Source organism: Catalinimonas alkaloidigena, from assembly GCF_029504655.1.
Classification (GTDB): domain Bacteria; phylum Bacteroidota; class Bacteroidia; order Cytophagales; family Cyclobacteriaceae; genus Catalinimonas; species Catalinimonas alkaloidigena.
Genome location: NZ_JAQFIL010000001.1, coordinates 6,464,583 through 6,480,966, shown reverse-complemented (window position 1 = coordinate 6,480,966; position 16,384 = coordinate 6,464,583). Strand labels below are relative to the sequence as shown.

Annotated in this window: 10 protein-coding genes; 2 read left to right on the top strand and 8 right to left on the bottom strand. The window is 46.3% G+C overall.

The genetic code is table 11. The annotated features are described in order from the left end of the window. Positions 1 to 27: 27 nt before the first annotated feature. Positions 28 to 2,526, bottom strand: a complete 2,499-nt coding sequence (locus OKW21_RS26235) for a hypothetical protein (RefSeq protein WP_277485456.1) — start codon at positions 2,524 to 2,526, stop codon at positions 28 to 30. 501 nt (positions 2,527 to 3,027) lie between these two features. Here OKW21_RS26235 and OKW21_RS26230 point away from each other — a divergent pair. Both OKW21_RS26230 and OKW21_RS26225 read left to right on the top strand, forming a co-directional pair. Beyond that, entirely contained in the window at positions 3,028 to 5,445 is a 2,418-nt protein-coding gene (locus OKW21_RS26230) for an ABC transporter permease (RefSeq protein ID WP_277485454.1), read from the top strand. A gap of 224 nt (positions 5,446 to 5,669) precedes the next feature. Next, positions 5,670 to 6,272 carry a hypothetical protein gene (locus OKW21_RS26225; RefSeq protein WP_277485451.1) on the top strand — a complete coding sequence of 201 codons (603 nt, stop codon included), beginning with the start codon at positions 5,670 to 5,672 and terminating at the stop codon, positions 6,270 to 6,272. Between the two features lie 236 nt (positions 6,273 to 6,508). Here the strand turns inward: OKW21_RS26225 and OKW21_RS26220 are convergent, their stop codons facing one another. From OKW21_RS26220 to OKW21_RS26190, 7 genes are all read right to left on the bottom strand, one after another. Beyond that, the gene (locus tag OKW21_RS26220) at positions 6,509 to 6,847 is read right to left on the bottom strand and encodes a hypothetical protein (RefSeq protein ID WP_277485448.1); all 339 of its coding nucleotides are present in this window, start codon (positions 6,845 to 6,847) and stop codon (positions 6,509 to 6,511) included. 24 nt (positions 6,848 to 6,871) lie between these two features. After that, positions 6,872 to 8,311 carry an amidohydrolase gene (locus tag OKW21_RS26215; RefSeq protein WP_277485445.1) on the bottom strand — a complete coding sequence of 480 codons (1,440 nt, stop codon included), beginning with the start codon at positions 8,309 to 8,311 and terminating at the stop codon, positions 6,872 to 6,874. A 166-nt stretch (positions 8,312 to 8,477) separates the two neighbouring features. Next, positions 8,478 to 9,062 carry a pseudouridine synthase gene (locus OKW21_RS26210; protein ID WP_277485442.1) on the bottom strand — a complete coding sequence of 195 codons (585 nt, stop codon included), beginning with the start codon at positions 9,060 to 9,062 and terminating at the stop codon, positions 8,478 to 8,480. A gap of 77 nt (positions 9,063 to 9,139) precedes the next feature. Further along, on the bottom strand, positions 9,140 to 10,141 hold the full coding sequence (locus OKW21_RS26205) for a GRP family sugar transporter (protein ID WP_277485439.1): 1,002 nt from the start codon (positions 10,139 to 10,141) through the stop codon (positions 9,140 to 9,142). Positions 10,142 to 10,206: 65 nt separating this feature from the next. After that, positions 10,207 to 11,652 (bottom strand): c-type cytochrome domain-containing protein, encoded by a 1,446-nt coding sequence (locus OKW21_RS26200; RefSeq protein WP_277485436.1) that lies wholly within the window; start codon positions 11,650 to 11,652, stop codon positions 10,207 to 10,209. A 78-nt stretch (positions 11,653 to 11,730) separates the two neighbouring features. Continuing rightward, the gene (locus tag OKW21_RS26195; protein WP_277485433.1) at positions 11,731 to 13,233 is read right to left on the bottom strand and encodes a DUF1501 domain-containing protein; all 1,503 of its coding nucleotides are present in this window, start codon (positions 13,231 to 13,233) and stop codon (positions 11,731 to 11,733) included. Positions 13,234 to 13,280: 47 nt separating this feature from the next. After that, positions 13,281 to 16,046: a DUF1553 domain-containing protein gene (locus OKW21_RS26190; RefSeq protein ID WP_277485430.1), complete on the bottom strand. Its 2,766-nt coding sequence runs from the start codon at positions 16,044 to 16,046 to the stop codon at positions 13,281 to 13,283. Between the last annotated feature and the right edge of the window lie 338 nt (positions 16,047 to 16,384).

Sequence of the window (16,384 nt, the reverse complement as noted above, 5' to 3'; positions counted from 1 at the left end):
CTTCTTGTTAGCGAGTTAATGATATTTTTATTTACAGGAGGGTATAAATCCAGGCCTGTCTTTCTTAGGTTCAGCGGTATAAGCAAGAAGTTCAATTACCTCCTTAGCCTGTTCAGGCTGATCAATGGGAAATTCTCCATCTAAGGCCTCGGCAACTCCGCGCATTCCTACCCCATCACCATCTTTGCCGTAGCGATAGACCCATTTCAGCACCCGGTCGCGTACTTCTTCTGCTCCTTCGGTAAGTGCCTCAATAAAACTCTTGATAAAGCGGGGTTTCAATTCATCAATGAAGCGTACAGCATAGAGGATGGTCTTTACGACGCGGTCTTTGAGTTTTCCCTGGGCGGCATCCACGAGCTTGCTCAGCACCTTGCTGAGGCGGTTAAAGGTATCTACCAAATCCTCAATGGCTTTGAGCGCTTTAATGCCTACCTTACCCAGTCGGCCTAGCTTGGCTACGACCTTCAGATAGGTGGCAATGCCGTCGGTCAACACGGCCAGTAATACCTCTACGCCTACTGTACCGACGATATACCCCAGAAAGTCGCCCGCAATGAAGGCGCCGATGAAGTAATGATAAGGATTGGAATTTTTCGGATAATTCAGGTAATCGGTAGGAATATAGCCGACAAACTTTTCAAAACCCGTGTAGAACGCTTCACCCAGAGTTTTGACTACTCCCGCGGCTATCTGCTGGCCTTTCGCCAGCGCAATGAGTATTTCCAGGTTACTCAGCAGGCTGACCTCGAGATAGAGTTTAGCGATCAGCTTCACAAGCTCGTCTTTCTTATCGTAAATCCTGAGAAAAGCCTTTTTGATAGCCTTAAGCAGGCTAACGTTCGCTGTATAAATAACGCCATTGAGTGCTATATCACCGGCAATTATCATTGCTTTCATTGGATTTTGCTCGATGAAGTTGATCAGTGCCCGGGGGAGGTCAATGGCAATCGCTTTTAAGTCCTCTACCTGATCCTTCGCCATCACCCAGTTCCCTCGCGGAATACCGAGCATCATACCGATTACCAGTGCCCGAAGCGTTTCCTGGTCAAAAGCCTGCAATTTGTCATTATTTTTCTGATCGTTCAGGAAGCTCGTAAACTGTACGGCAATGGTGGTTTCAAGATCAAACTCTCGAATGACTTCATCGGCTATGCGCTTCAGAAAAAATCCGATGGCCTGTTGTTTGGTGCGCGTGATGCCTGCGGAACTCGCAAGCAGAAATCCCCCCACTTTCCTGACCGCCGTAGTAATGGCCGGTTGAAAAGGATCTACCAGCACATCCGGAAAATCAAAGAAATCTTCTAAGTCAAAATTTACGACTTCAAGGGGTTGAGAAAGCAGGAAGTCGTTTTTGATTGGTAAGCGGGGAGTACTCGCCAGCAGGACTTCTTTTTTGATTGGTTCAAACTCTTCTACCGGTTCCGTATCCTCTCCCAGGGTGATCCTGAAGGGCTTCACATACAAATCTTCGTTGCTAAGTTCTGACTCGTCGTACAGGCGAATCCGCATCCAGCAGTATACTTCCCCTTCATCACCGGTGTAAGCGTAATCAGGACCTGCGTCCACTTGGTTGGCTTCGAGTTTGGTACGTAGCGCATCCAAATCGTTGCTGACCTCAATGATACGAGAATCATCATTGGGTACGGCAAGCCGGTCATCAAAACTCCAGCTGACCTTTCGGTTGGCAATCGGTATCTCGGCCTGAAGGGTCAGATCGGCTCTCACGATAAAGTCAAATTGCTGCACTGGCATGCTGCCTTTCTCCCGCTCTACCGGAATGGGCTCGCTTTGATAATCCATCGGACGCAAATCTGGCCCTGGTCCCTCCCGTACCGGACTGGTTACGACCACTACCCAGCGTACCGTTTCTTGTATGGTTTCCTGTTCCGATTCTTCTGATGGTAGTGCAGGATTTTTTTTGTATTTCAAATCGGAGACATTAATCGTTTCTTTAAAGTCTTTTATCAAACCGCTCGGAACTCTAGGCTGGGTGCCAGGATTTTTGATGGGGGTAATCTTGGTTTTAGAGGTGGGCAGTTGGATAGTTTGGCCAATGAGGGTTTTGGTTGGGAAAAAGCTCGGAGGATTTGTTAACATTTTTTTGATATTTCCGATACTGCTTAGTATCGGCGGTTGACCAACCGGACTATAAGGAGATAATGCTCCGCCACTTACACTGGTATTGGCTGGCTTAATAGCCGTAAAGATATCTTCGCTATCCGCAAAATCACGACCCGTTACAATAATGAATCGGTACTTTCCCGCCGGCATTTCGAACGGTTGATTCGGGCCGATGGGTGGAACCACTACCTGAGCAGTCTTGTCGTCAATACGGCTAAACTGAGCCTCATATCCGAAGAAGGTAGTTCCTGCTTGGGGCGGAATAGGCTCAAAAAAAGCCCGATGGTTAGAGGTGACCTTAAAGGTAGCCGAGGAGCTTTTGATTATTGAAACAGTAATGGTGTCGCCAGAACTTCCTTGGCTTTTGTTAAGTTGGAAGAGTCGTCCTGCATAGGTGCTCATAACTTTTGAGTTTTGTGGTTTGAGGAATCAATATTATTTCTGAAATACGCATTCTTCCAGAATGGCAATTTGATTTACGTAGGAAGTAAATAAACTGGATTTAGTAAAGAAAAATTATTACTCAATAAAGAGTGTTAAATTATTTATTGTCAGTGATTTATCTATGGATAAATTAACCACTGCGCCTGGCTTCTAGTGGGACGTCGAGTTACACAAGGATGATAGTCATTAACATGTTCTTTTGGCTATGTTATTTGACGCCGTAGCATGGTATGATTTTGCAGCACTGTACATCGCTGATTTACCGTAGGTTTATGACTTTAAAGCTACCAGAGTAAATTGGATAGAAATAATCCTTGAGCGTTATAACGTAATTAATCGGCAGCGACCGTCATGAGCTTACCCATTATTACCAAAAAATATAGCATCTGCTGCAACCTTTTCAGCAAAATCGCATCTACTCAATAGAATATTGATTCTACCCACCTAAATGCCTGAGAGATGATCAGAAACTATTTAAAAATTGCCTTTCGCAATCTGGCCAACTACAAACTATACACTACCCTTAACATTCTGGGCTTAAGTATCGGCGTAGCCAGTTGTTTGCTCATTCTGTTATACGTTTATCATGAGTTGAGTTATGATGCTTTTCATGCCAAAGCAGACAGAATCTATCGTGTGGGCTTAAATGGTAAGATTGCTGATCAGGAAATATTTACTACGAATACAACCCCTCCGCTGGCTTTTACGGCAGTAGAGGAGTTGCCGGAAGTACAAAATGCGGTTAGGGTTTATGTTTATCAGGATCAGCAGGTAATCCGCTACGGAGAAAAGGTAATTTCTGAAGATGATATTTTCTTCGCTGATTCTACCTTTTTTGATGTGTTTAGCTTTAAGTTGCTGGAAGGTGAGGCTGCAACCGCTCTTACTGAGCCTAATTCGCTGGTCATCCCTGAAGATGTAGCACGAAAATACTTTGGCAGAGAGCCTGCTTTAGGTAAAACGCTGCTGTTGGGCAATGACAAGACACCCAATACTGTTACCGGTATACTGGAAGAGGTTCCTGATCAGTCGCACTTCCATTTCAGTATGCTGCGCTCCATGAGCACGCTGGACTACAGCCGGTCAGAAGGCTGGTTCAACAATAGTTTTATGACCTATCTGCTAGTGCATGAAGGGGCATCTGCTCAGGCTTTGGAAGATAAACTGGCAGGTTTGGTAGAGAAATATGTAGGTCCTGAGATTCAGCAGTTTATGGGTGTTTCTCTGGATGAATTTAAAAAGCAGGGAAACAAGTATGGGTACTTTTTACAGCCTCTGCTGGATATTCATTTACATTCCAATCTGAGTGATGAGGTGGAGCCTAATGGAGATATTACCTACGTTTATATTTTCGCGGCCATCGCTTTCTTCATCATTCTGCTGGCCTGTATCAATTTTATGAACCTGGCTACTGCTCGTTCGGCCAATCGTGCCAAAGAAGTAGGGGTGCGCAAAACTTTAGGCTCCATGCGTTCCAATCTGGTAAGGCAGTTTCTGACCGAGTCTGTCTTGCTCAGTCTGATTGCTACTGTATTGGCGTTAGTGGCAGCTATCCTTTTATTACAGCCCTTCAATAATCTGTCGGGCAAAGAGATTTCTACTGCGCTTTTTGCTGAACCCTGGTTTATGCTGAGTTTACTGGCGCTGATGCTTCTGGTGGGAATAGTGGCAGGAAGTTATCCTGCTTTCTACCTTTCTTCTTTTCGTCCGGTAGAAGTGCTGAAAGGGAAGCTTAAAGCGGGCATGAAAAGTAGCGGTATCCGTAATGTGCTGGTAGTTTTTCAGTTTTTTATTTCCATTACCCTGATCATCTGTACCCTGCTGGTTTATCAGCAACTGGAATATACCAGTAGTAAAAACCTGGGGTTTGAAAAAGAGAATGTGGTAGTGATCAAGGGGGCCTGGCGTCTGCCGGATGGAACTCAAGAGGTGTTAAAAGAAGAACTGAAAAATAAGGCTCAGGTAGTGGATGTATCCATCTCCAACAATGTGCCTCCCGGAGTTAACAATACCACCATATTCAGGAGAAAGGGAACAGAGGATGATATTATGATTTCTACCTACAGCATAGATTATGAGCATTTGTCTACCATGCAGATTGAGTTGTTAGAAGGTCGTAACTTCTCCCGTAACTTTCCTACAGATACCGCGGCAATACTACTCAATGAAGCGGCCGTTCGGGAGTTTGGTTTTGAAGATCCTCTGAACGAGGAGGTACTTTATTTTGGTGGACAGAACGCGGAGATGCAGCCCTACAAGGTTGTGGGTGTCATTAAAGATTTTAACTATGAAAGTCTGCGCCACGCAATTCGTCCGTTGGCCCTAATGCTTACCACCAACGGTTCAAATATCGCGCTGCGCATAGCTCCCGGAGATGTACGCGCTACGCTGGATATGATAGAAAAAAGCTGGGATCAGTACGCTGCGGACGAACCTTTTCAGTACTCCTTCCTGGATGAAGACTATGACGCACTTTTTCGTGCTGAGCAGCGTCTGGGCGTAGTCTTCTCCGTCTTTACGGTTTTGGCGATCTTAGTAGCCTGTTTGGGCCTCCTGGGGCTGGCTTCCTTTATGGCTGAGCAGCGCACCAAAGAGATTGGTATCCGCAAAGTGATGGGAGCCTCGGTATCCAGTGTGATCCTCCTCCTTTCCAAAGATTTCACCAGGCTGGTGGTTGTGGCTTTCGTGCTATCTATTCCCCTGGCTTATTTTATCATGGACTGGTGGCTGGAGGGCTTTGCTTTCCGCATTAGCATAGGGCCATGGATATTTATTTTAGCTGGTTTGACAGCTTTGTTGATCGCCTGGCTAACCGTAAGCTGGCAGTCAGCAAGAGCAGCGTCCGCCAATCCGGTGCGTTCGCTACGGAGTGAATAAATATTTAATAACTTGGGCCAAGGGTACGCAAATACTGTTGGCTTTTTTTTTGCCCTCTCAAGCCTATTTTTTCAGTAACGGCTTTCCAAAAGTGTACAGCGAATTGTCCGTTTATGTACAGGAGATTTGGGTGTAACATGCTTATTTTCAATAATTTGGCTGTTTTTACTTTTGGCAAAGGATGTGTCTAAGTATGGATACAACATTAACTCAAATAGACAATCATGAAAAAATTAGTATTAGTGGCTTTATTGCTGAGCGCAATGATCCACACAAGTATGGCAACCCCCAAAAATCCGTACAAATCAGGCACACAACTTAGTGTTACTGTCAATGCTTCTTCAGGCAATCAGAAAAAAGCTTTTATCAAAGTTGATAATCTTGTTGAGGGAAAGAAGTCTTTCCTAAAAATCAAGGATAAAAAAGGGCGGTTATTGCATGCAGAGACGATTCATAAAAGCTCATTTTTTGCAAGAGCGTATGATTTTTCTCAGGTAGCCAGCGGGGAATATACTGTTGAGGTGAAAACCAAAGAAGGCACCACTTCTCAGAAATTCACAATACAAGAAGAAAAAAAGAGTGTGTATTTTAAGCCGGTGATCAGAACTGAGCCCGGTATGATCAGAGTGGTATTCAAAAACCCTATGGAGTCTGCTCTCACACTTAAGCTTTACAATAGATATGGCCATGTGATCTATCAAACCGATGTGTCTTCCCAGGAGGTATTTGCAAGAGGATTAGATGTATCCCGCATAAACAATACGCAATACAAATTAAGCATAAGAAACAGTAAGCTTGCATACTCAAAAAGTATTAGCATCCGCTAATCAAAGTAGTATAAAACAAAGAAAGTGCAGTCAGGGGCTGCACTTTTTTTATTTCAGAAGTATTTGAACTCGAGCTGGCTTATGATGATGTTGTCAAACATGCGGTCGCTGACCAGCCAGCGTAAAAAGATCAGAGAGTAACCCTATACAGAAACTAAATGTGCTAGTAAGAGGCGCAGAATTTTCAACGCCTCTTCTATTCATCGTTAGTTAGTTCCGATAGGAGGCTTAGTACTTTAGTAACTCATATTATCAAATACAACCTCATTATATTCCGGTTTTTCTACTGCATAATGTAGTTCAAGTTCATCTCCTACCTGTATGTTATGGACTTTTTTAGGCAAGTGTATATATGAAGTATAATGTTGTCCATTAACATAATATTGGTATTTAATAAAAAGCCCTTTTTGAAATCTTTCTTCTATATCAATTACTTTTGCTGTTGTATAGGCACTATTTTCAGATAGTTTCTGCTTAAAATCTTTGTTAAAATAGATAGCTAAAGTTATGATAATAGCTACAAAGGTTAAAAGAACATAGAGTTGATTCCATGAGGCCTTGCTTTGTTTTTTCATAAACTCCTAGTAAAACTATAAATTTCAATTCGCACCAATTGGGGGTGGTCCATCAGGTACGATGCCTTTGTATTCGTAATCTCCTTTGCGCTCCTTAAATTCAGCTTTGATGTCTTCTCTTAATTTTTCTTCTTCAAACAAATCTACCATGGTCATGGAAAGGGCTTTGGCAGCGTATTCCATCCCTTTGTGCCCGATAGACATTCCTCCGCAGGCTACTACTGCCCAGGAATGCCAGGGTGTCCCTTTGGGTGCAGTCGTCGCGCTCAGGCGAATCGTTGGCACCACATAGCTTACATCACCCACATCGGTAGAGCCGCCCATAGGATTCTCCAAAGTCTCTTCCATAGGCTCAATGACTGATTCTATGCCAACCACTTCTGAGCCGGTAGCTTCCTGTATCTTTTTGGCAAAGTCCTGCTCTTCATCAGTATACTCAATGGCGCCCAGATATTCCAGGTTCGCCTGTAAAGCGCCTGCGCCAGTACGGTTCACCAGCACTTCATGCACACCGGACACCAAATTGATTTTATAATCTACATCAGCCATGATGGAGGCACCCTCAGCGATACGTTCCACATGCTTCCATACTTTTTCCATCCCCTCACGATTGGTGTCTCTTACTCTGGTCCAGATTTTAGCGTAATCCGGTACTACATTGACGACCTGTCCGCCATCCTGTATGTGGTAGTGGATACGCACGGTAGGTTTGATATGCTCGCGATAATAATTGATCCCAGTGGTATACAACTCCAGCGCATCAGAAGCACTGCGCCCGTTCCAGGGGTCACCGGAAGCGTGTGCTGCCTGTCCTTCAAACTCAACGATAAAGTCTACCAGCGCCAGTCCTTTCTGCACATTGGCTTTGGTCTCAGCACCCGGGTGCCAGTCCATCACCACATCCACATCATCAAAGAGGCCTTCGCGTACCATCCAAAGCTTACCAAAAAACTTCTCTTCGGCAGGTGTGCCATAAAAACGCACCGTGCCTTCCAGTTCTCCCGCCTCAATCAGTTCTTTGATGGCGGTAGCTGCTCCCAGAGAAGCTACACCAAACAAATTATGTCCGCAGCCATGACCGGGAGCGCCTACATTACGAGGATCTTTGTAGGGAACTGTTTTTTGGGATAAACCAGGAAGCGCGTCAAACTCCCCCAGTATGCCAATGACTGGTTCTCCAGAGCCAAACTCAGCAGTGAAACCAGTAGGAATTCCCGCGACGCCACGGGTGACTTTAAAGCCCTGAGCTTCGGCGAAGTCGGCCAGTGCTTTAGCCGATTGGGTTTCCTGAAAAGCAACTTCTTCATAAGCCCATATTTTATCGCTCAGCTCGGTAAGCTGGTCCTTCTTACTTTCTACCGAAGCGATAACTGCTTTCTTTTTGGCGTTAATTTTTGGCTTCTTCTGTGCGTAGGTAGTGAGCACACAAAGAAGCATCAGACAAGTGATGGTTACTTTTTTCATGGTCGGTTAGGTTAGGATAAGTTTTGAAGATATATAATGCTTCAAAATATTCAAATACTGAGTACTCACCATTCGCTATTTTATTAGGTTAATGAGGAATGTGGCATTGCTTAAACCAGTATTTTAGTTATGAATTTTGTAGGACAAAAAAAATACGATGATGAAGTTAGGTGGATCTTTTCATCAACTTATCCAATTCCTGCTTGTTTTTGGGGCAGGGGACCTCTACCCACTCTCCCGGCTGTAAGTTTTGTAAAGCCCAGGGACCCACTGACTGACGAATCAATCTAAGGGTTGGAAAGCCCACTGCGGCCGTCATACGGCGTACCTGCCGGTTTTTACCTTCGCTGATTTCAAGTTCTACCCAGGCGGTTGGAATATTTTTACGTTCCCTGATTGGGGGATTACGAGGCCATAACTCGGGCTCATCAATCAATTTTGCCTGGGCGGGTTTGGTCAGTCCATCCTTCATCATCACTCCTTCAGAAAGCTGCTGTAGCGCCTGATCGTCAGGAACTCGTTCTACCTGCGCCCAATAGGTCTTGCTCATTTTATGTTTAGGATCGCTGATCAGGTGTTGCAGATAACCCGCATCGGTTAGTAGTAACAATCCTTCGCTATCATAATCCAGTCTGCCGGCAGGATATACTTTGGGGATGGATATATAGTCCTTGAGTGTTTGCTTATCTCCTTCGGGAGAAAACTGGCAAAGTACCTGGAAGGGTTTATTGAATAAGATAAGACGAGACATATTTGATGGTCAATGAATGATGATTAACGATTTGGTTAATGAACGAAGTTAACTCATTCATCATTAGTCATCAATCATTAATTCAATCTTGCGAGGATGATGAGGGCCAGACCGATGGTAAAGAAGACAAACATAGTAGCGAGCAGGCGTTTGGTTTTGGAAGAGGTGCCGGCAAATTCTTTCCAGATGAATACGCCCCAGATGGCAGCGATCATGGTAGCTCCCTGCCCCAAACCGTAGCTGATGGCAAAGCCTGCCTGCTCGGAAGCCAGCATACTGAAAGACATACCCACACACCAGATCACTCCGCCTAAAATACCAATCAGGTGTAAACGTGTATTCCCTTGCGAAAAATACTGTTGATAGCTTACCTTTTCCCCCGATATCGGGCGATACATAAAGATGGTATTCCAGAGGAAGTTGGAAATAAAAATACCAATGGAAAAGATAAAAACGGAGCTGAAAGGCGTCATCAGACCCGGCTCAGGATTGGCAAAGTTCTGAATAGTTGCTGCTGCCACAAAACGGAAAAAGAAGCCCATCAGGATGCCGGCAATCAATGAAATCATTATTCCTTTGGTCGTAACGCCTACCCCTCCGGATTTTTGCCGATAGGCAAGGGCATCCAATACGATAGCCACCGTGACCAGGGCTACACCTATAAAAAGTAAAACAGGGTCTCCAACAGGGACCGCTACATAGTTGACAATGACTCCCAATACCAAAGCCAGCCCGATTCCGATAGGAAAAGCTACTGCCATGCCCGCCAGATCAATCGCGGCTACCAGCAGTAGATTGGCAATGTTGAAAACTACACCTCCAATAAAAGCAGATTGCAGGGCTTCAGTATTAGCCTGAGATAAATCCTCAAAAAAGCCCCGGCCTTCTCCTCCATTGTTGCCCAGCGTAAGCCCAAAAATCAAAGCAAGTAAGACAATGCCAATAGTATAATCCCAATAGAACAGCTGAAAGGGCCATTTTTTTGTCGCTAATTTTTGCGTATTGGCCCAGGAACCCCAGCATAGCATGGTGATGAAAAGCATCACCACGGCTAGGGGGTAAGCATCAATAATGAGCATAAGTTTTAGGTTGTGGAAAAAGCCAAAATTACTGACCTCTTATATGTTCAAGTCTTTCTAAGACATTATTCTTTCATCGCTACTGAGCTATCTGCTGCTACTGTTCCCCAGTTTTCTATCCCCATATTCACTTCCAGTTGAGGTAAAGCCTGCTGAAGCTGGGCTACGCCTTCTTTGGTAGCCTGAGTTTGCCAGAGATAGAGCTTGCGTAGATTTTTTAACCCTTTGAGCTGCTGAATGCCTTCATCACTTACCTGGGTGCCGTAGAGGTTAAGGTATTCCAGATAAGGCATATCCTTCAGATGTTGCAATCCGGCATCGGTTACCTGGGTGTTTTCCAGATGAAGGCGGGTGAGTTTGGTAAACTTGGGAATCGCTGTCAATGCCTGATCGGTAGTTTTGGTGTCGCCCATGTCCAGCCAGGTCAACTGCTCAGCCACGGGTTGTAAGGTCTGTACTAAAGAATCTCCTGACTTGCTCAGTGGGATGCGTACCTGCAACCAGTTGACCTCAGCTGCCAGTGGCATCACCTGCACGCCTTCCTGCTGCAGCTGACTTAAAGTCTGTTCTTCGGCAGCTTTTACCTCAGAAGCCAGCAGTATCTCTACCTCTGTTTTGTTGGCATTGGGGTCTACCAGGGTATTCAACACTTTTTGTATGTCATCATTGACATTGACCTGGGCTACTTTTTTATCAAAAGGAGCGCCTTCGGCTACCCACCAGTTCAGCAGTTCTACCTGCTCATCGGTAAGCTGGCTTTTTCCTTCGGGAGGCATGTGGTCGTCATGATCTTCAGGAAGGAGAACACGCTTGATCATGTCGCTTTCTTCGGTGTTTCCTGCCACGAAGATAGCCCCGTTCTCTCCCCCCTCCTGCAAAGCCTCAACCGTATGCATCATCAGTTCGCCTTTCTTTTTATCGGGATTGTGGCAGGATACGCAGCGAGCATCAAGGATGGGATAAATGATATCATGATAGACCTGAGCTTCCGGCAGGTCGGTGATGACCACGGCTTTCTTTTCTATTTTGGGTTCCAGTCCGGCTACTGCACGCAGTGGGTTAGGCATGTGCTGGGTCAGGTAATCAGAACCGTGGGTCAGAGAGCCTCCATAGTGGCCGGCAGCCATCAGCACGACTACCATGACTGAGAGTACCGAGACATAGGCTTTGTCCAGGCCGGGAGAGGCTTGTTTAGCTGCCTGCCAGTTGAGTAGCCAGGCCACGATAGCAGTAACAGCAGCAGCAATTCCCAGCCATTGATGCAGGCTCAGCAGTTCTTCTCCATAGCCTCCACCCTGTGCCAGCATGAGCCCCAGGGCAGCAGCGACAACTGCTGAGAAAGCACCCAGTAAAAGCACAAAGCCTACGGCGGGTTTGTATGCTTCAAATTTTTTGAAGCGAGAGAGGATTTCCAGCACAAAGGCGATCAATAAAAAGCCAATAGGTAAGTGCAGAATGAGCGGGTGAAACCGCCCGAAAAATAATACCAAGTCTGAGGTTGTTTGCTCCATAATTATTGTTCTCTTTATAATCTGTCTGTATAATAAACCGGCTTTCTATTTTTTTTCTATCTTTCCAATATAAGGAATCTATGCTAAAATATCTTTCACAACTTTACCCGCCACATCGGTAAGTCTAAAATCCCTTCCCTGAAAGTGGTAAGTGAGCTGCTCATGGTTCATACCCATCTGATGTAAAATGGTAGCTTGTAAATCATGGATGTGGACACGGTCTTTGATTCCATAATAGCCGATTTCATCAGTCTCTCCATAGCTGATGCCGCCTTTTATTCCTCCTCCTGCCATCCACATGCTGAAAGCTTCGGTATGGTGGTCACGGCCCATGAAGGGCATCTCTCTCCCGTTTCTATTTTCCTGCATGGGCGTGCGGCCAAATTCTCCACCCCAAACGACTAACGTTTCTTCCAGCAAACCCCGTTGTTTCAAGTCTTTAATCAGTGCAGCGACAGGCTGATCTACCTGTTTGCATTTCTCGCGGAACCCATGTTCAATAGCACCGTCTTTACTGCTGCCGTGGGTATCCCAGCCCCAATCGTAGAGCTGGATGAAGCGTACTCCCTGCTCACTCAGTCTGCGGGCCAGCAGACAATTATTTGCAAATGATGCCTTGCCCGGTTCAGTTCCATACATTTGGTGAATATAGTCCGGTTCTTTAGAGATATCCATAATTTCAGGCACCGAAATCTGCATGCGAAAGGCCATTTCGTACTGAGAGATACGGGTCAAAGTTTCCGGGTCGCCCATTTCCTGGTATTCCTGCTCATTGATACGGTTGATCGCATCCAGCGATTTTCTTCTCAGGTCCCGGTTCATGCCTTCGGGATTAGAGACATAGAGTACAGGGTCGCCTTCGGAGCGACATTGTACGCCCTGATAAACAGTAGGCAGAAAACCACTGCCCCACACACTCTTGCCGGCACTTGGGGTATTTCCTCCGGAAACCAGTACGATGAAGCCGGGCAGGTTATCATTCTCTGAGCCTAAGCCATAAGTGACCCAGGAGCCCATGCTGGGGCGTCCAAGGCGTGAACTGCCGGTTTGTACCAATAGCTGTGCCGGAGCGTGATTAAATTCGTCAGTGTGCAGGGTCTTGATGATGGCCGCCTCATCTACTACCTCATGAAAATAGGGTAGAAGGTCGGAAACCATGGTTCCTGATTCTCCCCGGGGAGCGAACTTTGCCTGCGGTCCCAGCATCTTGGGTACCCCCTGAATAAATGCAAAACGCTTGCCTTCCAACAAAGATTGGGGACAGTCCAAACCGTGAAGCTTTGCCAGTTCAGGTTTATAGTCAAACAGCTCCAGCTGGGAGGGAGCACCGGCCATGTGCAGATAAATCACCCGCTTGGCTTTGGGGGCAAAATGCGGGGCCGCCGGTGCTAAGGGGTTACGGTTAATAGGGGGAGTGGCATTAGCCTGAGGGTTAGAACTATTAAAAGGATTGCAACCTATCAGAGAACCCAGAGCAATACCGCCCAGGCCTGAAGTACATTTCTTCAAAAAGTGGCGACGGGTTTCAAGTTCTGCGGCTCGTTTTTGGGCTTCCAGATGTGCTTCCTCAAAAAGTTTCATATCTCTTTTTCATTATTTCATACACCGAGGCTACAGCATTTCTGCGATCAACCTTTGGTAATAAATTCATCTAAATTCATCATGGCATTGGCCACTACTGCCAGCGCTGCCAGTTGCTGATCCTCTTTTCCGGCCGTCATCTTAGGCGTCTCCTCAGGGTTCTCCTGGTAGTAGGTAATCGCTTCCTGGTACAAATCTAGCAGAGCTGATTTTTTTTCATCGTCAATTGGCTTAACCAGGGCAAGTTCATAACCTCGGGCGATGCGTTCTTCAGCCGTTTCTCCCCCCTCATTGATCATCCTGAGTGCCAGCGAACGGGCAGCTTCCATATATACAGGATCGTTGAGTGTGACCAAAGCCTGTAAAGGTGTGTTGGTACGAATGCGGCGGGTGACACAGAACTCCCGGCTGGGGCTGTCAAACGCAATCATGGAAGGATAAGGGCTGGTACGCCGCCAGTAAGTATAAAGCCCCCGGCGGTGGCGGTCTTCTTCTTTACTGGTTTCCCACTGCCTTCCGCTGTAGATGACCTGCCAGATCCCCTCCGGCTGGGGAGGCATTACACTGGGGCCATACATTTTGTCACTCAGCAGGCCACTTACCGCCAGCGCCTGATCACGGATTTGTTCGGCGGAAAGGCGTACCCTGGGGCCTCTGGCGAGTAACTGATTAGCCGGGTCTATTTCCTGTAGTTCAGGACTAACTTTTGAAGACTGCTGGTATGTGGCAGACATCACAATCTGCTTCAGTAACTTTTTGATGCTCCAGTCATATTCGTGCATAAACTCCAGGGCCAGCCAGTCCAGCAATTCAGGATGGCTAGGCTTGGCGCCTTGTGTGCCGAAGTCTTCCACCGTTTCAACGATACCTCTTCCAAAAAGCTGTGCCCAGAAGCGGTTGACAGCCACTCTGGCCGTAAGAGGGTTTTCAGTACTTACCATCCACTGCGCCATGCCCAGCCGGTTGTTGGGAGCCCCTTCCGGTAAGGCAGGCCAGGCTTGGGGAACGTCGGGCTGTACTTCCTCACCATCCACCAGCCAGTTCCCTCTGACAAATACATGCGTCTTTCTGCGAAAATCTTCAGGACGCTCTATCATCACCGGTGTTTTTTCTACTTCGCTGGTGTTGAGTAAGCTGAGAAAAGTACGTTTGATCTGAGCGTAATGCGGCTCATTTTTACCCGGTAAAGCCTGATTGAACAATACCCATTCTATCCGGCAGGTCCGTCCTGCTCCGGAAGGGCTTTTGAATACCATATAAACATCATGACGACCACTGGCCGGTTTGATAGGAATAATGGTTTGGGTAAAGCGGCTTTCACTTTCTATTTTCTGAATCGGCCAGCTCGCCAGTAGTTCACCGCGAACACTATCTAGTCTGAATTCTATAGTACCTAATGACTTACTTGCTGAGTAGCTGAGGATAATTTGATCTTTACCTTCAAGGGCAAGGTCGGGAATCATGGCATACCCCCCGTTATCTGCCTCCAGGTATTTGCCGTCTGCCAGCGCCCCGTCGGTGATATTCTTATAGTTCTTAGGGTGTATTTTGGGCTCCGTAAACTTCACCAGCTTAACAAGCTCCTGGCCTCTTTCCAGTTTGTCATCGGCGGAAGCGGTATGCTCAATCACCCAGTTTTTGATCTTTTCCAGATCTTTACGGTCTTCTTTCCTTTTAAACTGTTTCAGGTTAGGCGCTTCACTGGGTACGTCGGCATCGGCGGTATTATTGAGATAAGCGTAAAACTTATAATATTCCTCATGGCGGATAGGATCATAAGGGTGGCTGTGGCATTGCACGCACGCCATGGTAGTAGCCTGCCACACATCCCAGGTAGTGTTGACCCGGTCAATTACCGCCGCTACGCGGAACTCTTCATCATCAGTCCCTCCTTCGTCATTGTTCATGGTGTTGCGGTGAAAAGCCGTGGCGATTATCTGCTCATCGCTGGGGCCGGGAAGCAGGTCACCGGCCAGTTGTTCAAGGGTAAACTGGTCAAAAGGCTTATCTTCGTTGAATGATTTGATCAGCCAATCACGATACTTCCAGATATTACGATGATCGTCTTTCTCATAACCCTTGGAGTCGGCGTAGCGGGCAAGATCCATCCACATCGCTGCCCAACGTTCGCCATAGCGGGGTGACGCTAAGAGGCGGTCTACTGCCTTTTCGTAAGCATGAGCGGTGGAGTCAGCCAGAAAAGCACGTAGCTCGGTAGGGGTAGGGGGGAGGCCGGTCAGGTCAAGGCTTACACGCCTGAGTAAGCTGGCTTTTTCTGCCCGACCTGAGGGTTGCAACGCCTCATCTTGCAGGCGTTGGTATATGAATTTATCGATGTTATTTTCTACCCAATCCGTTTGCACTGCTGGCAGATCTATAGGTTCAGGCTTTACATACGCCCAGTGATCTTCCCAATGAGCGCCCTGCGCTATCCAGCGGCTAAGCAGCTCAATTTCTTCCTTAGGCAAAGGATCCCCTTCCGGGGGCATGCGCTCTTCAGGGTCATGGTGTTTGATACGACGAATCATCTCGCTCTCTTCCACATTACCGGGTACAATAGCACGCTTACCGGATTCGTTAGGGCTAAGCGCATCAGTGCGGAAAAGGAGACTAAACTCTCCCGAACGCTTTACACCACCATGGCAGGTAATACACTTTTTATTGATAATAGGACGAATCTCGGCATTGAAGTCAACCGCCTGATCTGAAAAAACGCCTTCTTCCCATGCCAGATAAGAAGTCAGAAGAAGCAGGGCTACGGCAGAAATGATAAAAAATTTATTTTTCCAGCGTGTAGCAGGCGTGCCGGGCATAAAGGTCGTGTTAAGTTATTGACAATAAAAAAAGAAAAAAGCGAGATACTTTTTAGCAACTCGCAACACATTGACTAACAATTTAATAAAAATATAAATTCCATAGAAAACCTTAGAAACGAATAGCTGCTCCTAAGATAATTTTATAGCACAAAATGATAAAAGTGTATCAGAGTCGTAATATTTTTTTGTCTTCTATGAATGAAAAGGAGGTTTATTATCCATAATTTTAAGCACCAGCCACCCTCGCAGGGAATGGCCATTCCGGGAATCACCATTCCGGGTGCTATTATATTACGAGCCTATAATTTTGTACATCAAGCTTTTACAGCAAAAAA